The organism is Arthrobacter sp. GMC3, from assembly GCF_002929305.1.
Classification (GTDB): Bacteria; Actinomycetota; Actinomycetes; order Actinomycetales; family Micrococcaceae; genus Specibacter.
The window spans coordinates 22,700-44,442 of the sequence record NZ_PJIO01000020.1 but is presented as its reverse complement, the minus strand read 5'-3'; the positions used below and the strand labels follow the sequence as shown (position 1 = coordinate 44,442).

Below are 21,743 nucleotides of genomic sequence, written 5' to 3'. Positions count from 1 at the left end.
ATCTTTAGGACTTGCTTCCAGCCTAGTCGCTCGCCACTAAACACTGATAGCCGAGTCACTGGGTGAGACAGGTGCAGGAAGAAATGTTTCGCCCATCAGAAACTTATCCACTGCCGCAGCACAGGCCCGACCCTCAGCAATGGCCCACACAATCAGTGATTGACCTCGCCCGGCGTCCCCCGCGGCAAACACTCCCGGCCGGCTCGTCATGTAGTAACCATCACGGCGCACATTGGAGCGCTCATCCAGTTCAACGGGCAGCTGGTGGGTCAGTTCGGCCGTTTCCGGACCCGTGAACCCCAGCGACAAGAACACCAGATCCGCCGGGATAATGCGCTCGGTGCCCTCCTTGGGCACCCTCCGCCCACCCTGGAATTCGGTTTCGGCAATCTTCAAACCTGTCAGCACACCGTTCTCCCCCAAGAATTCAACCGTGGAGGCCAGGTAACTGCGCTCCCCGCCTTCCTCGTGAGCACTGGCAACCTCAAAAAGGTTCGGGAACGTGGGCCAGGGCTGGGCTGCGGCGCGTTCCACCGGCGGCTGCTTGCCGATGGCCAGCGTGGTCACCGACGCCGCCTGCTGGCGGTGTGCGGTACCGAGGCAATCTGCACCGGTGTCGCCGCCGCCCAAGATCACCACATTCTTGCCGCGGGCGTCGATCTGCCCGGGCACCACGTCCCCGGCCACCACCTTGTTGCCCTGCACCAGGTAATCCATGGCGAAGTGCACGCCCTCCAGCGCGCGGCCGGGAATGGGCAGGTCCCGCGGCACGGTTGCCCCGGTGGTCACCACGACGGCGTCATACCGCTTGCGCAGCTGATCCCAGCCAATGTCCTTACCCACTTCAATGCCCGTGCGGAAGCGTGTGCCCTCAGCAGTCATCTGCTCCAGGCGGCGATCGAGCTTTTCCTTCTCGAGCTTGAAGTCCGGGATGCCGTAACGCAGCAGCCCGCCAATCCTGTCATCGCGTTCGTACACGGCAACCGTGTGCCCTGTGCGGGTGAGCTGCTGGGCCACGGCCAGACCCGCAGGCCCGGACCCGACGACGGCGACGGTCTTGCCTGTGAGCCGTGCCGGCGGCAGCGGCTGTACCCAATCCGCCTCGAAGGCCTCGTCAATGATGGACACCTCCACCTGCTTGATGGTCACCGCGGGCTGGTTGATGCTCAGTACGCAGGCACTCTCACACGGCGCCGGGCACAGGCGGCCGGTGAACTCGGGGAAGTTGTTGGTGGCGTGCAGGCGCTCGATGGCTTCCTGGCCCTTGTCCCGCCACGTCAGGTCGTTCCACTCCGGAATCAGGTTGCCCAGCGGGCAACCCTGGTGGCAGAACGGCACTCCACAATCCATGCAGCGCCCGGCCTGTGACTTCAGGACGCCCTTCTCCTGTGCCTCATAGACCTCTTTCCAGTCCATGATCCTGACCGGCACGGGCCGGCGGGCCTGGGTGATGCGTTCCCTATTCTTCAAAAAACCGCGGGGATCAGCCACCGGTAACCTCCAAGATTTTTGCCCACACGGTTGCTCCGTCGGGGTCCTCGCCCAGCTCGGCTGCTGCCAAGCGGGTCTCCAAAACTGCTGCAAAGTCGCGCGGAAGCACCTTCACCAGGCGTTTGATGGTGCCCGGGAAATCGGCGAGCAACTGCTCTGCCAAGGCCGAATCCGTCTCCTGCTGGTGTTTGACCAAGAGTGCGTGAACCAGATCGGCGTCCTGCGCGTCGAGCGCCAGCAAGGACAACTCCCCCGCATTCAGCGCCGCCTGGTTGACGTTCGCCGCGGCCAGATCCAGCACAAACGCCGTACCGCCGGACATGCCGGCACCAAAGTTGCGCCCCGTGGGACCCAAGATCAGGGCCGCACCGCCGGTCATGTACTCACACCCGTGATCGCCAATGCCTTCCACAACGGCCGTGGCCCCCGAGTTGCGCACCAGGAAGCGTTCGCCCACCAACCCGCGCAGGAACATTTCCCCGCTAGTTGCCCCATAGCCAATGACGTTGCCGGCAATGACATTCTCCGCGGCCGTAAAGCTGTTGGCCCGGTCCGGGCGCACCGTGATGCGTCCGCCGGAGAGGCCCTTGCCCACGTAGTCGTTGGCATCGCCAAAGAGCCGCAGTGTCACACCGGCCGGCAGGAATGCCCCCAGCGATTGCCCAGCCTGCCCGGTCAAGGTGACGTCGATCGTGTCTGTTCCCAGCAGGTCCACACCGAAGGTCTTGGTGACGGTGTGGCCCAGTAGTGTGCCCACGGAACGGTCCGTGTTGATCACCGGGACGCTGATCTTGACCGGGATACGGTCGCTGAGAGCCTCGGCGCTCATGGCGATCAGCTGCTGGTCAAAGTGCTTCTCCAGCTCGTGGTTTTGCGTGGTCTGGTTGTGGACCGGCGTTCCCGCGGCCACACCGGCGTCGGAGATGATGGGGCTCAGATCCAAGCCCTCGGTCTTCCAGTGGTCAACGGCCTGGCGGGTATCGAGCACGTCGGACTGCCCCACGGCCTCCAGCAACGTCCTGAAGCCCAGCTCGGCCAGAATCTCACGGACCTCCTCCGCCAAGAACTCGAAGAAGTTCACCACAAACTCTGGCTTCCCGCTGAAGCGTTGGCGCAGCTCAGGATTCTGCGTGGCCACACCCACCGGGCAGGTGTCCAGGTGGCATACGCGCATCATGACGCAGCCAGAAACCACCAGCGGCGCCGTGGCGAAGCCGTATTCCTCAGCACCCAGCAGGGCGGCGATGACAACGTCACGCCCTGTTTTCAGCTGCCCGTCAACCTGCACCACCACGCGGTCGCGCAGCCCGTTCAGGCGCAGTGTCTGCTGGGTCTCGGCCAGCCCCAACTCCCACGGCATGCCAGCATGCTTGAGCGAGTTCAGCGGGCTGGCGCCGGTTCCGCCGTCGTGTCCTGACACCAGGACGACGTCGGCCTTGGCCTTGGTGACGCCGCTTGCCACGGTGCCGATCCCCATCTCGGAGACCAGTTTGACGTGAACCCGGGCGCTGGGGTTGGCGCGCTTGCAGTCGTAAATGAGCTGCGCCAAATCCTCGATCGAGTAAATGTCGTGGTGCGGCGGGGGCGAGATCAGCCCAACACCCGGGGTGGAGTGCCGCGTCTCAGCAATCCACGGGTACACCTTCTTGGCCATGAGCTGGCCGCCCTCGCCAGGCTTGGCGCCCTGGGCCATTTTGATCTGGATGTCCTGGGCGTTGGTCAGGTACAAGCTGGTGACGCCGAATCGTCCGGAGGCCACCTGCTTGATGGCGCTGCGGCGTTCGGGGTCCAGGAGACGGTCAATGTCTTCCCCGCCTTCACCGGTATTGGACTTGGCGCCCAACCGGTTCATGGCGATCGCGAGAGTCTCGTGCGCCTCCTTGGAGATGGATCCGTAGCTCATGGCTCCGGTGGAGAAGCGTTTGACGATGCTGGCAACCGACTCCACTTCCTCCAACGGCACCGGCTGGCGCACTCCGTCCTTGAACGTGAGCAAGCCGCGGAAAGTCATCAGCTTATTGGCCTGATCGTCGATCCCCTGGGTGTACTTCTTGAAGATGTCGTAGCGGCGTTCCCTGGTGGCGTGCTGCAGCCGGAACACGGTGTCGGGGTTGAACAAGTGCGGTTCGCCGTCACGGCGCCACTGGTACTCGCCTCCGCCCAGCAACGGGCGGTGCGGAACGTCAACGCCGTCCACCGGGTACGCCAGGATGTGCCGCTGGGAAACTTCCTTGGCAATCACATCGAGCCCGACGCCGCCCAGCTGGGAGACTGTGCCGGTGAAGTACTGGCTGACCAGCTTTTCGGACAAGCCCAGGGCCTCGAACGTCTGGGCGCCGCAGTAAGATGCCACCGTGGAGATGCCCATCTTGGACATGATCTTCAAAACGCCCTTGCCCAGGCCCTTGATCAAATTGGTCACGCCCTGTTCAGGCGTTACCCCGGTGATATCGCCGTTGCGAATCAGTTCTTCCACTGACTCCATGGCCAGGTACGGGTTCACCGCTGCCGCACCGTAGCCGATCAAAACCGCCACGTGGTGGACCTCGCGGACGTCGCCAGCCTCCACCACCAGGGAGATCTTGGTGCGGTTGGCACTGCGCAACAGGTGGTGGTGAACGGTGCTAAGCAATAGCAGGGACGGGATGGGAGCCCAGACGGCCGATGAATCCCTGTCCGAGAGCACCACGTACTGAACGCCACGGTTGATGGCGCCGGAGACCTGCTCACAGATCTCGGTGAGCCGGGCGCGCAAGGCGTCCTCGCCGCCGTCGAACTTGTACAGGCCGCGCACCTTGACGGCGATCAGCTCTCCGCCGGTGCCGTCCTCATTGAGGGGCGATTCGATGTTGGCGATCTTGGCCAGCTCGTCGTTGTTGATGACGGGGAAGGTCAGGGCCAGTTGCGGCATCTTGACCTTGGCGCGGGAGAGAAGGTTTCCCTGCGGGCCAATGGTGGTGTTCAGGGAGGTGACGAGCTCTTCGCGGATGGCATCCAACGGCGGGTTGGTAACCTGCGCAAACGACTGCACAAAGTAGTCAAACAGCAGGCGCGGCCGGGTGGAGAGCACGGCAACGGGGGTGTCGGTACCCATGGCTCCCAGGGGTTCGCCGCCGGTTTGCGCCATGGGTCCCAGCAGGATCTTCAGTTCCTCGGTGGTGTAGCCGAAGGTGCGCTGGCGGTGGATGACGGAGGCACTCGTGTGGACCACGTGCTCACGCTCAGGCAGCTCGGCCAGGCGAAGCGTGTTCTCCTTGGCCCATTCCTTGTACGGATGGGCTGAGGCAAGGTTCGCCTTGACTTCCTCGTCCCGGATGAGCCTGCCGTTCTCGGTGTCGACAACAAACATCTTGCCGGGAGCCACGCGGCCCTTCTCCACAATCTTTTCGGGAGCGATCTCCAACACGCCAACTTCGGAGGCGAAGACGACCAGGCCGTCGTCGGTGACCCAGTAGCGGCAGGGACGCAGGCCATTGCGGTCAAGCGTGGCGCCGACCTGTGTGCCGTCGGTGAAGGACACGGCGGCGGGCCCGTCCCACGGTTCCATCATGAGCGAGTGGTACTCGTAAAACGCTTTCCGGTCCGGGTCCATGGTGGTGTGGTTTTCCCACGCCTCAGGGATCATCATCATGATGGCCTCGGTGATGGGCCGGCCGGAGAGCCACAGCAGTTCAGCGACCTCGTCAAAGGAGGCCGAGTCGGAGGCTCCGGGGGTGCAGATGGGGAACAGCTCTTCCGGCGCGTTACCCAACAGGGAGTGGCTCATGGTGGACTGCCGCGCGCGCATCCAATTCCTATTGCCCTTGACGGTGTTGATCTCACCGTTGTGGGCGATGGCCCGGAAGGGCTGGGCCAGTGGCCAGGACGGGAACGTGTTGGTGGAGAAGCGGGAGTGGACGATGGCCAGACGCGTAGTGAACCGCGAGTCCGAGAGGTCCGGGTAGAACGGCTCCACCTGGGCGGTGGTCAGCATTCCTTTGTAGACAATGGTCTTGGAGGACAGCGACGGGAAGTAGACGCCGAACTTGTGCTGGGCGCGCTTGCGCAACCTGAATGCCTTGGAGTCCAGGGCGTTGACTTCCGTGCGCGACAGCACCGGTGCCGCGCCGTCAATGGCCAGGAACAGCTGGCTGAAGTGCGGCATGCAGTCGCGGGCGCTTGCCCCGACCAGGTCAGCCACCACGGGCACCTCGCGCCAGCCAAGAACTTTCAGGCCCTCACTCTGGGCCAAGGTTTCCAACCCGGCCCGTGCGGCCGCGAGTTCCTTGGGGTCGGTAGGCAGGAAGGCCGTGCCGACGGCGTACTCCCCCATGGCAGGAAGCTCAAAGCCGGTGACGGCTTGGAAGAACTCGTCCGGAATCTGGGTGAGGATGCCGGCACCATCGCCGGTTCCCTCGTCCGCGCCCACAGCACCCCGGTGTTCGAGGTTGCGCAGGGCGATGAGGGCACTCTCGACAATGTCGTGTCCGGGCGTGCCGCGCAAGGTGGCAACAATAGCCAGCCCGCACGCGTCCTTCTCGGCCTCGGGGCGGTACAGGCCAGCCTGTTCCGGCATGGACGCAAAGCGCGTGAAGGGCGAAATAGCCCCTGCCGAGGGAACACCGGCGGCATCGCTGGTGGTGGCGGGCTGTTGCGAAGTTCGAGTCATGACGGTGAAGTCCTTCCCCTGGAAGAGCGTTGGATGGGGACGACGATGGCCCTGGGACGCCGGGAAGGGATTTCCCGGCAAACGGTGAAGCTATGCTGCCGTGTCCAATCCGAACGAAGTGGGTGTCCCCGCCCGGCTGGCATCTCGCATGTGTCACGTCCACCAGGAAGGTATTTCCGTAGTGCAAGTGCACAAAGGCCCATAAGTGATGCGTGCGGGCCCGTCTGCGCGGCGATTATCACTATATAAGGGTGCTGCCGGAGGTGAATACATTCATCTTGCATGATGAACCAATATGCACGATCAGTAATCAGATTCAAGAAGCGCTCTGGTCGGCCCCTCGTTTCGCCGCGTTTCCCCGGCTCTGCGGCCCCTTGCGATGCGTCGCTGCGCACAAAAAAGCGGCCCCGGTAATCCGGGGCCGCTAATTCAGCTCAATTGTTGCCGTCAGGCGGGTGTTGCCGTCAGGCGGGCGCTAGCTATGCTCCCGGAGACTTGGGTTCCTCCGTAGCGGAAGATTCCCCCGTGTCAGCGTCGGCCGGGCGCTGCTCTGAAGTACCGGCGTCGGAGGTGCTGCCGGGCTCGGAAGCTGCGCCCTCCGCGCTCTCGCCGTCAGAAACAGTTTCCGCGCCAACTACGGGTTCGCGACCGGCCAGGTAGACCGAATCGGAGGCGTTCTTGGACTTGAGGAACGTCAGCACCAGGAACAACACCAGGGCCGCCAGGAAGACAAACACGCTTGTCCAGACGTTCAGGCGGGTGGTGATGCCAAAGAGTGTGATCTGCTCGGCGGTGTCGATACGGAGCATTTCGATCCAGACGCGTCCGGCCGTGTAGATCATGGCGTACAGCAGGAAGAGACGGCCGTGGCGCAGCTTGAACTTGCGGTCAAGCAGGAGCAACGCCGCAACGCCGAGCAGGTTCCAGATGCACTCGTAAAGGAAGGTGGGCTGGAACAAGGTGTCGGGGCTGTAGCCGGCCGGCACAAATTGCGGGTCAACGTGCAGGCCCCAGGGAAGGGTGGTGGGTCCGCCAAAGAGTTCCTGGTTGAAGTAGTTGCCCCAGCGGCCAATGGCCTGAGCCAGCAGGATGCCGGGGGCGGCGGCGTCAACGAACGCCGAGATCCGCACACCCGCGCGGCGGCAACCAATCCAGGCCCCGACGACACCCAAGACCACAGCACCCCAGATACCCAAGCCACCCAGCCAGATTTGCGGGATGAGCGCCAGGTTTCCGGTGCCATTGAAGCCCGGACCAAAGTAGGCGTCAGGGGAAGAAAACACGTGGTAAAGACGGCCGCCGATGATGCCGAAGGGGATGGCCCAGATGGCGATGTCCCAGATGGAGCCCTCGGGGCCGCCGCGGCGCTTCCAGCGCCGGTCGGTCATCCACAATGCTGCGATGATACCCAGCAGGATGCACAGGGCGTAGGCGTGGATGCGGAGGGGGCCAATATCAAAGCCAGACCACGCGGGTGCGGGAATTGCCGTACCCACGGCCGTGGCCAAGGTGGGAGAAGAGAGAGTGAAGATCACAGGCACTTATGCTTCCGGGTTGGAGGAGGTGGGTGCGTCGAAGCCGCCGCTGAGTTCCTTGGCCAGCGCACCCACGGCCGCCACACCGCCGTCGCGCAGGGCCGCCACGAGGGCAGTCCCGACAATGACGCCGTCGGCGTAGGCCGCAATTTCACGCACATGCTCAGGCTTGGAGACGCCTAGGCCTACGCAGGCCCGCTCGGCGCCTGCGGCGTGCGCTGCGGCCACCACGGCCTCGGCTGCACTGGACACCGAGGTGCGGGCACCGGTCACGCCCATGATGGAGACGGCGTAGACGAAGCCGCGGCTTGCCGCCACGGTCATGGCGACGCGCTCCGGTGTGGAGGAGGGTGCCACGAGGAACACCCGGTCAAGACCGTACTTGTCGGAGGCCGCAAACCATTCGGCAGCCTCGTCGGGAATGAGGTCGGGGGTAATGAGTCCTGCTCCCCCGGCCTCGGCTAGGCGGCGGGAGAACTCGTCAACGCCCAGGCGATCCACCGGGTTCCAATACGTCATGACCAGAACGGCGGCGTCGGTCTCGGCGGTGACTGCTGCCACGATGTCGAAAACGTCCGCCACGCGGAAGCCTTTGTTCAGGGCTTCGGTGGTGGCGGCCTGAATGACGGCACCGTCCATGACCGGATCCGAATACGGGATGCCGATCTCAATGATGTCGGCACCGTTGCGGGCCAAGGCGATGGCCGCGTCAATGGAGGTCTGCTTGTCGGGGAATCCGGCGGGCAGGTACGCGATAAGGGCCTTGCGCCCGGCGGCCTTGGCCCGGTCGATGGCGGCGGCGGACTTGCTGGCAAATTGTGCCGGTGCGGTGTTCTCACTCATGGGTGGCATCCTCTGCGTTCTCATCGGCCGCCGGCGCTGCGCCTTTGGCGGTGCGGGTGGACAGCGTGGTGCCCTTCACGTGGCCTTGCTCATCGAGCATGCCGAACCAGGCGGCAGCCGTTTCCACGTCCTTGTCACCGCGGCCCGAAAGATTGACGATGATGACAACGTCGGACGGGTCACCAACGCCTTCGGTGAGCCGCTGGCCCACCTTGATGGCGCCGGCCAGAGCGTGGGAAGACTCGATGGCCGGGATGATTCCTTCGGTCTGGCTCAGGAGCTTGAAGGCGTCCATGGCTTCGACGTCGGTGATGGGCTCGTAGCTGACACGGCCGATGTCGGAAAGGTAGGAGTGTTCCGGACCGACGCTGGGGTAGTCCAGACCTGCGGAGATGGAGTGCGACTCAACGGTTTGACCGTCGTCGTCCTGCATGAGGTAGGAGCGGGCACCGTGCATTACGCCGGGGCGGCCCAGCGTGATGGCAGCCGCGTGGCGGCCGGTTTCAACGCCGTCGCCGCCCGCCTCAAAGCCGTAGATCTTCACGGACGGATCGTCAAGGAAGGCGTGGAAGAGCCCGATCGCGTTGGAGCCGCCGCCGATGCAGGCACACAGGGCGTCAGGGAGACGGCCCACCTGCTCCAGGATCTGGCCGCGGGCCTCCTCGCCGATGACCTCGTGGAAGAAGCGAACCATGGCCGGGAACGGGTGGGCGCCGGCAACGGTGCCCAGTACGTAGTGGGTGTTGTCCACATTGGCCACCCAGTCGCGCAGGGCGTCGTTGATGGCGTCCTTGAGCGTCTGTGAACCGTTGGTCACCGGGACAACGGTGGCACCCAGCAACTGCATGCGGGCAACGTTCAAAGCCTGCCGACGGCAGTCCTCAGCACCCATGTAAACAACACACTCAAGGCCCAGCAGGGCTGCGGCGGTTGCACTGGCCACGCCGTGCTGACCGGCGCCGGTCTCTGCGATGATGCGGGTTTTACCCATGCGCTTGGCCAGCAAAACCTGGCCCAGGACGTTGTTGATCTTGTGTGAACCTGTGTGGTTCAAGTCCTCGCGCTTGAGGAAAACGCGGGCGCCGCCAGCGTGTGCGCTGAAGCGCTTGGCTTCAGTCAGCAGCGACGGGCGGCCCGAGTAATTCTTGTTCAGCTCGGCAATTTCGGCCAGGAATTCGGGGTCAACCTTGGCTTTCTCGAAGGTTTCCTCAAGCTCATCCAGTGCGGCGATGAGTGACTCGGGCATCCATCGCCCACCGTAGTTGCCAAAGTATGGGCCCGGGGCGTGGCGCAGGGAATGCTCCTGGGCGGACTCGGCCCGGTCTCCGGCGAGGAACGCCGTTGCGGGGTCGCTCATGCCGGGATCGCTCATTTTTGAAGGATCCGAAGAAGAAGCCGTGGGCACATGTGCCATCAGTTCCACCGTCCTGTTCGTAATTAATCGTGAGAAGAATATGCGTTGCGTGCTGTGAAGCGGCGCCGGTGGACCTGTAGTCGCGGCTAGCGCGAGCTGATGGCGACGGCGCCCGCGTCCTTGAATTCGGTGATGCGATCCAGCGGGGTGGCGTCCGTGACCAGAGCCTCGCCCACCAGAATGGCCTGTGCCCCGTGCGCGGCATACTGCCGTACATCGTCGACGTCGCGGACACCGGACTCAGCAATGACAATGGGCCCGGCGGGAATCTTTGAGGCCAGCGCGGCAAAGATGCCGCGGTCAACGTCAAGAGTTTTCAGGTTGCGCACGTTAATGCCAATAATCTTGGCGCCAACGGCCACGGCCCGGGCGATTTCTTCCTCGGTGTGGGTTTCCACCACGGCGTTCATACCCAGCTGGTGGGTCAGCGCCAGGTAGTCACGCAGTTCCTCATCACTCAACGCCGCCACAATGAGCAGCACCAGGTCTGCACCGTGGGCGCGGGCCTCGTAGATCATGAAGGGATCGCAGGTGAAGTCCTTGCGCAGGACCGGAATCTGCACGGCTGCGCGCACAGAATCTAGGTCGGCCAGGGATCCGCCGAAGCGGCGTTCCTCAGTGAGGACGCTAATAACCGAGGCTCCGCCGTCTTCATACTGACGTGCCAAGGCGGCGGGATCGGCTATGCCGGCCAGCTCGCCCTTGGATGGGCTACGACGCTTGACCTCGGCGATGACCTTCAAGTCCGCGCGGACACTGTCGTTTCCGCCCAGTGCGGCAAAGGCGTCCAGAGCAGGAGGCTGCTGGGCAGCCCGTTCCTGCACCTGTGCCAGTGTGAGTGTTGCCTTGCGGGCGTCCAGGTCCTCCCGGACGCCTGCAATGATGTCCTGCAAAACGCTCACGACTAGTGGCCGGTGTTCTTCAGCTTGCTTCCGCCCACGCCGTAGCCTGCAGCCTTCATGGCGAAGCCGGCGACTATGCCCACAGCAATGATTGCGACGCCGATCCAGAACAGGATGGTAGCGCTTTCGCCCAGAACGAAGGCGATGCAGCCAACGATCGTGCCGATCAGCATGATGGCGACACAAGTCCACGCGGCCGGGCTGTTGCCGTGGCCCAGCTCGATGCTGTGGTCAATCGGTTCCTGGGCGGTGATGGACGTTGCGGCGCTTGCCGGCTTGTTGCTCATGGTAAATCTCCCTTTGATGCGGATACTGAAATACATTCTGCCATTAGTTGCGCACAGTTGCCGAAACCTTGCCCGGCCCGGCAACCCGAGCCCAAATTAGTCTGTGGGGTCATCGCCTCGGCTGAGGCGGTCCCAACTGTCGATCTCGTCGATGGGCCCGCTCGAGGCACCCTTCGCTGGGGAGCTGGAGGCGGCGTCGTACTTGGTACGAACACTCCAACGGCGGCCTGCCCACAGGATCAGGGCGGCGGCGATCGCCAGGACTGCGGCGGCAACCACGGCGGCGACGGGGAACCAGGTGGTGCTGGCGTTGCTGGACACCCCGATCACGCCGGTGGCCTTGCCGACTTCGCCCATGGCGGCGGCGGACGGATCCGCGAGAACGCCCAGCACGACGGCGACAATTCCGAGGGCGGCCAGCAAGACGATGGCGCCGGTGATGATCCGCGAGATTCGTCCGGCAATGGTCAGCGCCAGAGTGCCGGCGAGGGCCACCAGGGCCAGTGCCGAGACGGAAACCGCTGCCTTGTTGCCGGGGATGTTCAGGTTCGACTGCTGCACCTGAACTTGGGCGAAGGAGACGTGGATCCACGTTTGTGTGGTGGTGCCAAAGACTGCCAGGGCAGCCAGCACGGCCAGCATGATCAGCGTTGACTTACGCGCCCACACGGGAGTTGGCTTGCTCATGAACCGCTCCTTGAGCTCTGGTCGGCATCGGAATCCAATGCGCGAAGGGATGCTGCAGCATAGACTGCGCGCAACGGGGCGGCCGCCTTGTTGACGGTTTCCATGGCCTCGGTTTCGTTGACCGAATCGGCCACAATGCCGCCACCGGCCTGCACATACGCCTTGCCATCTAGCAGGAGGGCCGACCGGATGGCGATGGCCATGTCCATGTCCCCGGCAAAGTCCAGGTAACCCACCACGCCGCCGTAGATGCCGCGCCTATGGGGTTCAAGTTCGTCGATGAGCCGCAGCGCCCGCGGCTTGGGCGCCCCGGACAGCGTCCCGGCAGGGAACGTGGCGGCCAGTACGTCGTAGGCGTTCTTGTCCTTGCGCAAGGTGCCCACCACAGTGGAGACCAGGTGCATGATGTGACTGAATCGCTCCACCTCCATGAACTCGGTGACATCCACCGTGCCGGGCTCGCACACCTTCGAGAGGTCATTGCGGGAAAGGTCCACCAGCATCAGGTGTTCGGAGCGTTCCTTCTCATCGGCGAGGAGGTCCTTGGCTAGCCATTTGTCGTCCTCGACGGTGGTGCCGCGTGGGCGTGAACCGGCAATCGGGTGGGTGATCACTTCGGTGCCCTTGACGCTGACCAGTGCCTCCGGGGACGACCCCACGATCGAGTACGGCTTGCCCTGCGCGTCCTCGAAACTGTAGAGGTACATGTAGGGGCTGGGGTTTGTGTTGCGCAACACCCGGTACACGTCCAGCGGCGAGGCGTTGCATTCCATTTCAAAGCGCCGAGAAATGACCACCTGGAAAACTTCACCGTCAACGATGGCTTCCTTGCTGCGGTCCAGCGCCTTCAAGTACTCACCACGGTCCCACCGCTCCTGCACGCTGTCGGCAAAGGAAGCTTCCGGGATGTCCATGACGGACATGGGCTGTGCCACGGGTGTGCGCAATTGCTCCACCATGGCGCGGACCCGGGCGACGGCGTCATGCCAGGCCCCGTCCACGTTCTCATCGGTGCCGTTGACGTTTATGGCGTTGGCGATGAGCTGCACCGTGCCCTCGGTGTTGTCGTGCACCGCCATGTCGGAGACCAAATTCATGGCCAGTTCGGGCAGGTGCAGGTCATCCTCGGGCGGGTTGGGCAGTTTCTCCCAGTGCCGCACAGACTCCCAGCCAACAAAACCGACCAGTCCGGAGGTGAACGGAGGCAGCCCGGGCAGCCTCTCGGTGGCCAGCAACTTCAGGGTGGAGGCCATGGCGTCCACGGGGTTGCCGTCCAAGGGCACGCCCACGGGGGGTTCGCCCTGCCAGTGGGCGACGCCGTCGTTGGTGGTCAGTGTGGCCCTTGAACGCACGCCGATGAACGAGTAGCGCGACCATACCCCGCCCACCGCCGCGGACTCCATGAGGAAGGTGCCGGGGGCACCGGCGGCCAGTGTCCGGTACAAACCGATGGGCGTTTGCGCGTCCACCAGAACCTTCAGATGGACGGGCACCACCCTGCGGTTCCGGGCGAGCTCCCGGAATTCTTCAAGTGACGGGCTGATGACACCTAGATCTTGCATGAAATGAGTGGCTTTCTTGGCAGGCTGGGCGGGAGACGGAGGCCGGGCTAAGCGCCGCGGTGGCCGAGGACGGCGGGGAGCTCCCGGCCATCAAAACAGGTGTGGGTGCCGGTGTGGCAGGCCGCACCCACCTGGTCGACCTTGACCAGCAGCGCATCCCCGTCACAGTCAAGGGCAACGGACTTAACAAATTGGCAGTGACCGGAGGTGTCCCCCTTGCGCCAGTATTCCTGGCGTGAGCGTGAATAAAACGTCACACGCCCGGTGGACAAGGTTCGGCTCAGGGCCTCATCGTCCATCCAGCCCAGCATGAGCACCTCGAGACTGTCGAATTGCTGAACGACGGCGGCCACCAGGCCTGCGGGATCACGCTTCAGGAGCGCTGCCACTTCTGCAGGCAACGCGACGGGGGCAATGGATTCGGGCTGGGGTTCTGGGCTCTGCGACATCACCGCAATTCTAGTGCCAGACTGCACCCCCTTAAGGCCACCTGCCGTGGTTAAGGTGGCAAATTGAGAAACACGTGCGAGAGTTTCCGGCGGTTCATAGTGACCGCCGGGGGCAATACATGCTAATTTCACAAGTGATGCAATATGTAGAGCCATCCCGCGAAGTCCTAGCCGAGACCCTCCTAGCTGCCGGTCCCGACGCGGCAACGCTGTGTGCCGGATGGCGCACGCAAGAACTGGCGGCGCATCTCTACCTGCGTGAGCACAGCCCCAAAGTGGGCGCATCATTAATTCTGAAGCCGTGGAAGAAGATTTCCGAGAAGGCCACCGTGAAGTTGGCCGCCGAATCCTCCACTCCACAGACCTACGCTGCCCTGGTGGAGAAATTCCGTGCCGGGCCACCCAAGATGTCCCCTCTCTCGCTGCGCGCGGTGGACCACAGCGCAAACCTCATCGAATTCTTCGTCCACACCGAAGACATCCGGCGCGCCTCCGATCGTTGGGCACCCCGGGCACTTGACGCCGACTACTCGCAGGCCCTGTGGACCGAGCTGGTCAAGCGGGCGGCCATCCTCTACCGCAGCGTTGACCTAGGCGTCGTCCTGGTGGATCCGAGCGGGCCCCGCCATGTTGCCAAACGTGCTCCCGTCTCGGTGGCCATTATTGGTGACCCGGGTGAACTGCTCCTTCATGCGAACGGGCGCATCGGCCAGGCCCTGGTGTCCTTTGAGGGCCAGCCCGACGCCGTCGCACTTTTGCAAACAGCGCCCGTGGGCCTCTAGATCTACCGCACGCCCTGCCCTACACAACCGTTGGAGGAAATCTTCATGAGTGCACTCAACTGGGGCAAGGCCGGTACCAAGGATTCGCCGTGGCTGCTCAAAACCCCGCCCGGCACCTCCGAATACACCATGTACCGCGACGAATCGGCCGAGCCCGCCGAACTTGTGTGCACCGTGGGAAAGACCGTGCTGAAATACCAGCTGCGACTCGTTGAAGACCTGGCGGCCATGCTCAAGGAGCACGGCGACTGGATGGAACTGGGCAGTGCCGACGAGCAGAAACCCGCCAAAGAGGGCACCGTCGAAGCCTGGGCCCGGGCGGAGTCCAACCCCGTCAAAGGCTGGTACGGGCTGAAGAAAGGCTACCGGGGCAGGGTGGGCATGTACCTGCCGCCGCTCCTTGAGGAACTCGGCCTGGCCGAGGTGGAACACAATCCGCGCAACAACAGGATGCGCGCCCTTTAGCCGGGATCCGTTACTACCGACGGCGGGGCGACTACTAGCGGACCTCGTAGCCGGCGTCGCGGATAGCTTTTTTGACGTCCGCGATGGCGTTATCCGGGCCAAAGTGGAAGATCGAGGCGGCCAGCACGGCGTTGGCACCGGCAGCAACGGCCGGCGGGAAGTGCTCGGGCTTCCCGGCCCCACCGGAGGCGATGATCGGTACGTGCACTGCGGCGCGGACCAGGCGGATGAGCTCCAGATCGAAGCCCTCCTTGGTGCCGTCCGCGTCGATCGAGTTCAGCAGGATCTCCCCGACGCCGCGGTCTGCGGTCTCGCGGGCCCATTCGATCGCGTCGATGCCGGTGCCTTTGCGGCCCCCGTGCGTGGTGACTTCAAAGCCCGACGGCGTGATGCCGTCCTGGGTGCGGCGCGCATCGACGCTGAGCACCAACACCTGGGAGCCGAAGCGCCGGGTGATCTCGTCAATAACGTCCGGGCGGGCGATCGCGGCGGTGTTGATGGAGGCCTTGTCCGCACCGCAACGCAACAGTTTGTCGACGTCGGAGACCTCGCGGACTCCGCCGCCCACCGTCAGCGGGATGAAAACCTGCTCCGCGGTGCGGGACACCACATCGAAGGTGGTCTCCCGGTTCCCGGAGGAGGCGGTGACGTCGAGGAAGGTCAACTCGTCCGCCCCGGCAAGGTCGTATCGTTTGGCCAGCTCGACGGGGTCACCGGCGTCGCGCAGGTTCTGGAACTTGACTCCCTTGACCACGCGGCCGGCGTCAACGTCAAGGCATGGGATCACGCGAATGGCGACACTCATGAGATTTCTCCTTACGTTTTGCGGCTGGCTAGATGCGGCAGGCGTGGATGTTGCTGACCAGGATGGCGCGGGCGCCAAGGTCGTACAGCTCATCCATGATGCGGTTGGTGTCCTTGGACAGCACCATGGAGCGCACGGCGACCCAGTCCGAGTCGCGCAGCGGCGAAACGGTGGGCGATTCCAGCCCCGGAGTCAGCGCCGTGGCCTTCTCCATGAGCGTCTTGGGCACGTCGTAGTCGAGCAGGACGTACTGGCGGGCCACCAAAACGCTGTGCAGGCGGCGGATCAGAACCTCGACTCCGGCGGGCTGGGTCACACCGCGGCGACCAATGAGCAGGGCTTCAGAGTTCAGGATGGGCTCGCCGAAGATCTCCATGCCGGCGGCCTTGAGGGTGCTGCCGGTTTCCACGACGTCGGCGATGGCGTCAGCCACACCCAGTCGTACAGAGGATTCCACAGCGCCGTCGAGGCGGACCACCTTGGCATTGATGCCCAGCTCGGCCAGGTATTCGCGCAACAGACCGTCGTAGCTGGTGGCCAGGCGCTTGCCTTCCAGTTCCGCGGCGGTGCTGAAGTGGCCTACGGGGCCGGCGAAGCGGAACGTGGACTTGGCGAAGCCCAGGGGCAACAGCTCGTCGGCGTCCACCTGGGCGTCCATGAGCAGGTCACGGCCGGTGATGCCGACGTCGAGGGTTCCGGCACCCACATAAACCGCGATGTCGCGGGGACGCAGGAAGAAGAACTCAACATTGTTTTCCGGGTCAACCATGACAAGTTCGCGGGTGTCGCGGCGTTGACGGTAGCCGGCCTCGGCCAGCATGGCGGAGGCGGCTTCGGACAGGGCGCCCTTGTTGGGGACGGCAACTCTAAGCATGGGAAGTAACTTTCAGATCAGTTCAAGCAAAGGGACGCACTCTTTGTGAGTGCTGGTTCAGGGTCAAGCAAGTGGCCACGGCATGTGGCTAGAGATGCTTGTAAACGTCCTGAAGGGTCAAACCTTTGGCGATCATCATGACCTGCAGGTGGTAGAACAGCTGGGAAATCTCCTCGGCACAGGCTTCTTCCGATTCATACTCGGCGGCCATCCACACCTCGGCGGCTTCCTCAACCACTTTCTTGCCGATACCGTGAATGCCGGATTCAAGTTCGGCGACGGTACGGGAGCCAGCGGGCCGGGCTGCGGCTTTCGCACTGAGCTCATCAAAAAGGGATTCGAAGGTCTTCACGCGTTCCAGCTTACTGGGTTCTTGCAGGGATCAAGGATTTTGAGACGGCCGGCGTCCATCATGTGAACGCCGGCCAGCCACTACACTCCCAAGTTGGCAAGTACCAGCGCGGTGGCCAGGGCCGCCGTGGTGGCTTCATGCCCCTTGTCCTCCACGGAACCGGGCAGCCCAGCACGGTCCAGGCCCTGCTGTTCGGTGTCGCAGGTGAGCACACCGAAACCGACGGGTACTCCGGTGCGGACGCTGACGTCGGTCAGGCCCATGGTGGCCGCCTGGCACACGTACTCAAAGTGCGGGGTACCGCCACGGATCACCACACCCAGTGCGACGACGGCGTCATAGTCAGGTGCCAGCCGCGCCGCCGCCACGGGCAGTTCGAAGCTGCCGGGGACACGAACCACCGTGGGGTTGTTGATCCCGGCGTCGGCAGCGCCGCGCAGGGCCCCGGCCAGCAGTCCGTCCATGATTTCGGTGTGCCAGCTGGCCGCGACAATGGCTAGTTTCAACCCGGCCGCCTTGTTCTTTTCATCGTTGTCGAATCCGATAACGGGTGCTCCGTGGCCGCTCATGTGGTGGGTCCTTCCGGTTGGTGTGATGGTAGATGTACGTCAAGGGTGTGGTGCATGCGGTCGCGTTTGGTTTCCAGGTAGCGCAGGTTTTCCGCACGGGCGGGAACTTCAGTGGCCACTGTCCGGGTGACCGTGATGCCGTGGCGGGCAAGGTCGGCGGACTTAAGTGGATTGTTACTCAGCAGAGCGATCCTTCTCAGGCCCAGCGAATGCAGAATCCCGGCGGCGGCGGCGTAGTCGCGGCTGTCCACGGGTAGACCGAGCTGTTCGTTGGCCTCCACAGTGTCCGCCCCTGCTTCCTGCAGGCTGTACGCCTTAATCTTGTTGGCCAGGCCGATTCCTCGACCCTCATGCCCGCGCAGGTAAACAAGGGTTCCGCCTTGGCGGTGGATCATCTCCATGGCGTAGGCCAGCTGTTCGCCGCAGTCGCAGCGATAAGAGCCAAAGACGTCGCCGGTGAGGCATTCGGAGTGTAAGCGCACCAGAGGTTCGGCTGCAGGAACTGCTCCGGCCTCGCCCGGCGCGCTCAGGCTCAGGTGCTCGGCACCGCTGGCCGCATCAATCCAGGCTTGGACGGTGAAGGTGCCAAAGCGTGTGGGCAAGCTCACTACGGGTCCGCCCGTAACAATTGCGGAATAGTCAGCCATGGTTTGCCGCCTCCGGTGACGTGGGCACGGCCGCCGCGTCGAGGTACTTCACGAGGTCCGCTATAGAGATCAGCACCAGCTGGTGGTCTTGGGCAAATTCCCGCAGCCCGGCAAGGCGCACCATTTGGCCGACGTCGTCCACCACCTCGGCGATGATGGCCACCGGTTCACAGCCGGCAAGTTTGCACAGTTCAACCGATGCTTCGGTGTGCCCGGGCCGGGCCCGCACTCCCCCAGCCACGGCGCGCAGCGGGAACATGTGCCCGGGCCTGGTGACGGCGTCGGGCGTCGACGAAGGATCTGCCAGGACGGTGGCCGTCAGGGACCTGTCGGTGGCGCTGATGCCGGTGGAGACTCCGTGGGCGGCGTCGCAGGTCACGGTGTAGGCGGTGCCCTTGGCGTCCTGGTTGTGCGCCACCATGGGTGGGAGTTCCATGGCGTCCGCGCGGGCGTCGTCCATGGGGACGCAAATCACCCCGGAGCTGTGCCGGATGGTCCAGCCCATCAGGGCAGGAGTGCTGTGCTGGGCGGCAAAGATGATGTCGCCCTCGTTTTCGCGGTTCTCGTCGTCGACCACCAGCACCGCCTCACCGCGAGCTATGGCGGCAATGGCTGTTTCCACGGGGTCCAGCAGGGTTAGCGGATCCGTTTGTGCGCCCATCAGTGGGCCTCCTCTTGCGTCTTACCAGCTTCAGAGTTTGCGGCGGCCGGTACGGCGAACTGCAGCAGCCGTTCGGCGTATTTGGCTAGCACGTCGACTTCCAGGTTGACCTGCCCACCCACTACCTTGTCCCCGAGTCCGGTGTTGGCGAGTGTGACGGGGATGAGCCCCACCTCAAACCACTGCTGGCCATGTTCGGGCGGACTGACGGCCGTGACCGTCAGGGAAACCCCGTCCACGGCGATGGAGCCCTTCTCGGCAATGTACCGGGAGAGGCGGGTGGGAACGGCAAACCTGAGCCTGTCCCACTTGCCCAAATTTTCTCGTTCCAACAGTTCCCCGACCCCGTCCACGTGGCCTTGGACCACGTGCCCGTCGAGGCGACCACCGGCAGGTACGCACCGTTCAAGGTTGACGGTGGCTCCGGGGATTAGGGCCCCGGTGGTGGTGCGGGTCAGTGTTTCGCCCATGACATCCACTTCCACAGTGGTCCCGTTGATGCTGGTGGCCGTCAGGCACACCCCGTTTACGGCCAGCGAGCCGCCAAGGCCCAGCCCGTCAACGCTGTTGCCTGCCGACAGTACCAGCGTGGCGCTGTCGGTTTCCTTGTTGGTATCCAGGCTGACCACGGTGCCGCGGCCTTCGATGATTCCGGTAAACATCTCAATGTCCTTCTGAGTTGGTGGGTGCTGGCGCCTTTGCCGGCATGAGTGTGAGTTTCAGGTCCGGCCCCATTCGTTCCACGGGCCCCGCCGTGGTGGCATCCCATTCCCATTGCTGGGCGTCGGCCAGGGTGGTGATGCCTAGATTGTTCAGGGCCGGAGTGCCAGCACCTAAAAGTGTGGGTGCCAGGTACACGATCAATTCATCCACCAGGCCGGCCGCTAGGAACGCCGCATTGATTTGCGATCCGCCCTCAATCATGAGGTGGCCCACTCCGCGTTCTTGCAGTTCCGCGAGGACGACGGCGGGGTCATGGGTGTGGAGTTGGAGGAAACGGGGATTGGGGTCGGCTCCGGTTGCTGTTCCGCGGACGGCCGCAGTGGCGGCCACCTCGCGGATGCCCATGACAACCCGTAATGGCTGGCTGGCCGTTTCTATCCCGTCATCGTCCCGGGCGGTCAGCCGCGGGTTGTCCGCCATGACGGTTCCGGTGCCGACCACAATCGCATCCACCCGGGCGCGCAGCGTGTGGGAGTCGCGCCGGGATTCCAGCGAGGTGATCCACTGGCTGCTGCCGTCCTGGGCTGCAATCCTGCTGTCCACCGTTTGGGCGAGACGCGCGGTGACAAAAGGTCTCCCTTCCGCTACCGCCACAAACCACCGCGTGTTGAGCTCTTTGGCCTCCCGGGCCATCAGCCCGGAACGGACGTTGATGCCTTCGCGGCGCAGCCGCCGTGCTCCCCCGGCTGCGGGCATATGGGGATCCGCCACGGCAAATACGACGTTGCCAATGCCGGCGTCGAGGATGGCCTGGGTGCAGGGCCCCATGCGCCCCTGATGGTTGCAGGGTTCGAGAGTGACCAGGATGGTGGCCGCGGAAAGGTCCCTGCGGGTTCCCCTCAAGGAGGCGATGGCGTCCGCCTCGGCGTGGGGTGTGCCCGCACCAAGATGGCGTCCAATGGCCAGCACGGTCCCGTCGGCGTCGATAATAACGGCGCCCACCAAAGGGTTGGCGCCGCGCACCCCCTGCCTGGCAGCCGACAGTGCAGTTTCCATGCCCACCACTTCGGCGTCGCTGAAGTGCTCGTCAGGGTCCTGGGTGTTCACGGCGTACTCTCATTTCTGCTCACGGTGATGTCGGGAAAGGTGGCGTCCACTGAGAGTTGCTGTGCGTCGGCATTGTGACGGTAGCGCCACCACACAAAGAACCCGGTCAAGGTGAATGCCCCATAGAAGATGTACATGAAGGCGGAGGCATAGTAGCCGGCGCTAAAGAGCAACGGTACCCCCACCAGATCGACCACCACCCAGATGAGCCAAAACTCGACCCATCCCTTGGCCATTCCGTAGGTTGCCAGCAATGATCCCATGAAGATCCAGGCGTCCGCCCATACGGGTTCGTAGGAGCCCAGGGCCCTGAAAATGGGGGTGAGTACGGCGGTGCCTGCAACCATGGCGACCACCAGCAGCCAGCGGGTTTTTACGCCGGCCCAGCGCGGGCTCACGGCGTCTCCTACCGGGACGGTGCCGCCGTCGGCCGCGGCTGCGCGGCCCTGGCGCCAGCGGTACCAGCCATAGATGGAGACGGCGATGAACATGATTTGGCGGCCAGCCTGGCCCAGCAGGTTGGCGTAGACGGGTGAGCCGAACACCGAGCCCATGAACACCGTAAACAGCAGGGCGTTGCCGATAATGCCGACGGGCCATGCCCAGATTTTTCGGCGCATGCCGCCGAGGGCGCTGGCGAGCCCAAAGAGATTGCCTATGACTTCACGCCAGAGGAGGAATCCGCCGCCGGCGAATTCAAGCTTGGCGTCAAAGAGCCATCGCAGAAAGTCCATCGTTACCTTTACCCTTTCGAACCGCGATGGCTCCGGGGGTAACGACAGAGATGACTCACCGGCTAAGGGTCGCCAACAGACTATGCTGCCGCGACACCCTTGGCTTAGGTGGCCAAGACTGTTCGTGCTTCTCCCATCCAGACTTTAACTGTCGGTTCCGGAATTTCACCAGATCAACCGCGCGCTGCCTCCACTTTCGTGTGGGCTGCGCTCGGGTCGCGGACTATAACCGCCGGTTCGGAATTACACCGACCCCGGAGCACGTG

21 protein-coding genes and 1 riboswitch are annotated in these 21,743 nt (G+C 63.9%); of the genes, 2 read left to right on the top strand and 19 right to left on the bottom strand.

From position 1 onward, the window contains the following. Positions 1-36: 36 nt before the first annotated feature. From CXQ94_RS19965 to hisI, 10 genes are all read right to left on the bottom strand, one after another. Positions 37-1,491, bottom strand: a complete 1,455-nt coding sequence (locus CXQ94_RS19965) for a glutamate synthase subunit beta (protein WP_104092348.1) — start codon at positions 1,489-1,491, stop codon at positions 37-39. Continuing rightward, a complete protein-coding gene (gene gltB, locus CXQ94_RS19960; RefSeq protein ID WP_104092347.1) occupies positions 1,484-6,139 on the bottom strand; it encodes a glutamate synthase large subunit in 4,656 nt (1,551 codons plus the stop codon). Before gltB ends, CXQ94_RS19965 begins: the two co-directional genes overlap by 8 nt. Before the next feature lie 479 nt (positions 6,140-6,618). Then, the gene (gene lgt / locus CXQ94_RS19955) at positions 6,619-7,674 is read right to left on the bottom strand and encodes a prolipoprotein diacylglyceryl transferase (RefSeq protein WP_104092363.1); all 1,056 of its coding nucleotides are present in this window, start codon (positions 7,672-7,674) and stop codon (positions 6,619-6,621) included. A 6-nt stretch (positions 7,675-7,680) separates the two neighbouring features. Next, on the bottom strand, positions 7,681-8,517 hold the full coding sequence (gene trpA, locus CXQ94_RS19950) for a tryptophan synthase subunit alpha (RefSeq protein WP_104092346.1): 837 nt from the start codon (positions 8,515-8,517) through the stop codon (positions 7,681-7,683). After that, positions 8,510-9,874, bottom strand: coding sequence for a tryptophan synthase subunit beta (gene trpB, locus CXQ94_RS19945; protein ID WP_104092345.1), 1,365 nt, complete (start codon positions 9,872-9,874; stop codon positions 8,510-8,512). The genes trpA and trpB overlap by 8 nt, the downstream gene beginning before the upstream one ends. Before the next feature lie 143 nt (positions 9,875-10,017). Next, the gene (trpC, locus tag CXQ94_RS19940; protein WP_104092344.1) at positions 10,018-10,833 is read right to left on the bottom strand and encodes an indole-3-glycerol phosphate synthase TrpC; all 816 of its coding nucleotides are present in this window, start codon (positions 10,831-10,833) and stop codon (positions 10,018-10,020) included. Between the two features lie 2 nt (positions 10,834-10,835). Beyond that, complete coding sequence (locus tag CXQ94_RS19935; RefSeq protein ID WP_104092343.1) at positions 10,836-11,120, bottom strand: HGxxPAAW family protein; 285 nt, start codon at positions 11,118-11,120, stop codon at positions 10,836-10,838. A gap of 96 nt (positions 11,121-11,216) precedes the next feature. Beyond that, a complete protein-coding gene (locus CXQ94_RS19930; RefSeq protein ID WP_104092342.1) occupies positions 11,217-11,807 on the bottom strand; it encodes a Trp biosynthesis-associated membrane protein in 591 nt (196 codons plus the stop codon). Then, positions 11,804-13,369 (bottom strand): anthranilate synthase component I, encoded by a 1,566-nt coding sequence (locus tag CXQ94_RS19925; RefSeq protein ID WP_104092341.1) that lies wholly within the window; start codon positions 13,367-13,369, stop codon positions 11,804-11,806. Before CXQ94_RS19925 ends, CXQ94_RS19930 begins: the two co-directional genes overlap by 4 nt. A gap of 47 nt (positions 13,370-13,416) precedes the next feature. Further along, entirely contained in the window at positions 13,417-13,818 is a 402-nt protein-coding gene (gene hisI / locus CXQ94_RS19920; RefSeq protein ID WP_104092340.1) for a phosphoribosyl-AMP cyclohydrolase, read from the bottom strand. Positions 13,819-13,955: 137 nt separating this feature from the next. On the opposite strand from hisI, the gene CXQ94_RS19915 reads away from it, so the two are divergent. After that, positions 13,956-14,600 (top strand): TIGR03085 family metal-binding protein, encoded by a 645-nt coding sequence (locus tag CXQ94_RS19915; protein WP_104092339.1) that lies wholly within the window; start codon positions 13,956-13,958, stop codon positions 14,598-14,600. 45 nt (positions 14,601-14,645) lie between these two features. Then, entirely contained in the window at positions 14,646-15,065 is a 420-nt protein-coding gene (locus CXQ94_RS19910) for a DUF6855 family protein (RefSeq protein WP_104092338.1), read from the top strand. A 34-nt stretch (positions 15,066-15,099) separates the two neighbouring features. Here the strand turns inward: CXQ94_RS19910 and hisF are convergent, their stop codons facing one another. The 9 genes from hisF to pnuC form a co-directional block, all read right to left on the bottom strand. Beyond that, positions 15,100-15,870: an imidazole glycerol phosphate synthase subunit HisF gene (gene hisF, locus CXQ94_RS19905; protein ID WP_104092337.1), complete on the bottom strand. Its 771-nt coding sequence runs from the start codon at positions 15,868-15,870 to the stop codon at positions 15,100-15,102. Positions 15,871-15,898: 28 nt separating this feature from the next. Further along, the gene (gene hisG / locus CXQ94_RS19900; RefSeq protein ID WP_104092336.1) at positions 15,899-16,744 is read right to left on the bottom strand and encodes an ATP phosphoribosyltransferase; all 846 of its coding nucleotides are present in this window, start codon (positions 16,742-16,744) and stop codon (positions 15,899-15,901) included. Positions 16,745-16,832: 88 nt separating this feature from the next. Next, a complete protein-coding gene (locus CXQ94_RS19895) occupies positions 16,833-17,096 on the bottom strand; it encodes a phosphoribosyl-ATP diphosphatase (protein WP_103465949.1) in 264 nt (87 codons plus the stop codon). Between the two features lie 80 nt (positions 17,097-17,176). Then, a complete protein-coding gene (ribH, locus tag CXQ94_RS19890) occupies positions 17,177-17,665 on the bottom strand; it encodes a 6,7-dimethyl-8-ribityllumazine synthase (protein WP_104092335.1) in 489 nt (162 codons plus the stop codon). After that, positions 17,662-18,312 (bottom strand): GTP cyclohydrolase II, encoded by a 651-nt coding sequence (locus CXQ94_RS19885; RefSeq protein WP_104092334.1) that lies wholly within the window; start codon positions 18,310-18,312, stop codon positions 17,662-17,664. Before CXQ94_RS19885 ends, ribH begins: the two co-directional genes overlap by 4 nt. Continuing rightward, positions 18,305-18,973: a 3,4-dihydroxy-2-butanone-4-phosphate synthase gene (gene ribB / locus CXQ94_RS19880; RefSeq protein ID WP_104092333.1), complete on the bottom strand. Its 669-nt coding sequence runs from the start codon at positions 18,971-18,973 to the stop codon at positions 18,305-18,307. Before ribB ends, CXQ94_RS19885 begins: the two co-directional genes overlap by 8 nt. Continuing rightward, positions 18,973-19,635 carry a riboflavin synthase gene (locus CXQ94_RS19875; RefSeq protein WP_104092332.1) on the bottom strand — a complete coding sequence of 221 codons (663 nt, stop codon included), beginning with the start codon at positions 19,633-19,635 and terminating at the stop codon, positions 18,973-18,975. The genes ribB and CXQ94_RS19875 overlap by 1 nt, the downstream gene beginning before the upstream one ends. 1 nt (position 19,636) lies before the next feature. After that, positions 19,637-20,692 (bottom strand): bifunctional diaminohydroxyphosphoribosylaminopyrimidine deaminase/5-amino-6-(5-phosphoribosylamino)uracil reductase RibD, encoded by a 1,056-nt coding sequence (gene ribD / locus CXQ94_RS19870; RefSeq protein ID WP_104092362.1) that lies wholly within the window; start codon positions 20,690-20,692, stop codon positions 19,637-19,639. A 47-nt stretch (positions 20,693-20,739) separates the two neighbouring features. Further along, positions 20,740-21,477, bottom strand: a complete 738-nt coding sequence (gene pnuC / locus CXQ94_RS19865) for a nicotinamide riboside transporter PnuC (protein WP_104092331.1) — start codon at positions 21,475-21,477, stop codon at positions 20,740-20,742. A 121-nt stretch (positions 21,478-21,598) separates the two neighbouring features. Beyond that, positions 21,599-21,743, bottom strand: a riboswitch (FMN riboswitch).

Bases quoted from the DNA above. Each gene is read 5' to 3' on its own strand.
- hisI (WP_104092340.1), bottom strand. From the start codon at position 13,818: ATGTCGCAGAGCCCAGAACCCCAGCCCGAATCCATTGCCCCCGTCGCG.
- ribD (WP_104092362.1), bottom strand. From the start codon at position 20,692: ATGGAAACTGCACTGTCGGCTGCCAGGCAGGGGGTGCGCGGCGCCAAC.
- CXQ94_RS19930 (WP_104092342.1), bottom strand. From the start codon at position 11,807: ATGAGCAAGCCAACTCCCGTGTGGGCGCGTAAGTCAACGCTGATCATG.
- CXQ94_RS19910 (WP_104092338.1), top strand. From the start codon at position 14,646: ATGAGTGCACTCAACTGGGGCAAGGCCGGTACCAAGGATTCGCCGTGG.
- trpB (WP_104092345.1), bottom strand. From the start codon at position 9,874: ATGAGCGACCCCGCAACGGCGTTCCTCGCCGGAGACCGGGCCGAGTCC.
- trpA (WP_104092346.1), bottom strand. From the start codon at position 8,517: ATGAGTGAGAACACCGCACCGGCACAATTTGCCAGCAAGTCCGCCGCC.
- hisG (WP_104092336.1), bottom strand. From the start codon at position 16,744: ATGCTTAGAGTTGCCGTCCCCAACAAGGGCGCCCTGTCCGAAGCCGCC.
- CXQ94_RS19885 (WP_104092334.1), bottom strand. From the start codon at position 18,312: ATGGCTGACTATTCCGCAATTGTTACGGGCGGACCCGTAGTGAGCTTG.
- pnuC (WP_104092331.1), bottom strand. From the start codon at position 21,477: ATGGACTTTCTGCGATGGCTCTTTGACGCCAAGCTTGAATTCGCCGGC.
- CXQ94_RS19935 (WP_104092343.1), bottom strand. From the start codon at position 11,120: ATGAGCAACAAGCCGGCAAGCGCCGCAACGTCCATCACCGCCCAGGAA.
- ribH (WP_104092335.1), bottom strand. From the start codon at position 17,665: ATGAGCGGCCACGGAGCACCCGTTATCGGATTCGACAACGATGAAAAG.
- hisF (WP_104092337.1), bottom strand. From the start codon at position 15,870: ATGAGTGTCGCCATTCGCGTGATCCCATGCCTTGACGTTGACGCCGGC.
- CXQ94_RS19875 (WP_104092332.1), bottom strand. From the start codon at position 19,635: ATGTTTACCGGAATCATCGAAGGCCGCGGCACCGTGGTCAGCCTGGAT.
- CXQ94_RS19915 (WP_104092339.1), top strand. From the start codon at position 13,956: ATGCAATATGTAGAGCCATCCCGCGAAGTCCTAGCCGAGACCCTCCTA.
- gltB (WP_104092347.1), bottom strand. From the start codon at position 6,139: ATGACTCGAACTTCGCAACAGCCCGCCACCACCAGCGATGCCGCCGGT.
- ribB (WP_104092333.1), bottom strand. From the start codon at position 18,973: ATGGGCGCACAAACGGATCCGCTAACCCTGCTGGACCCCGTGGAAACA.
- CXQ94_RS19925 (WP_104092341.1), bottom strand. From the start codon at position 13,369: ATGCAAGATCTAGGTGTCATCAGCCCGTCACTTGAAGAATTCCGGGAG.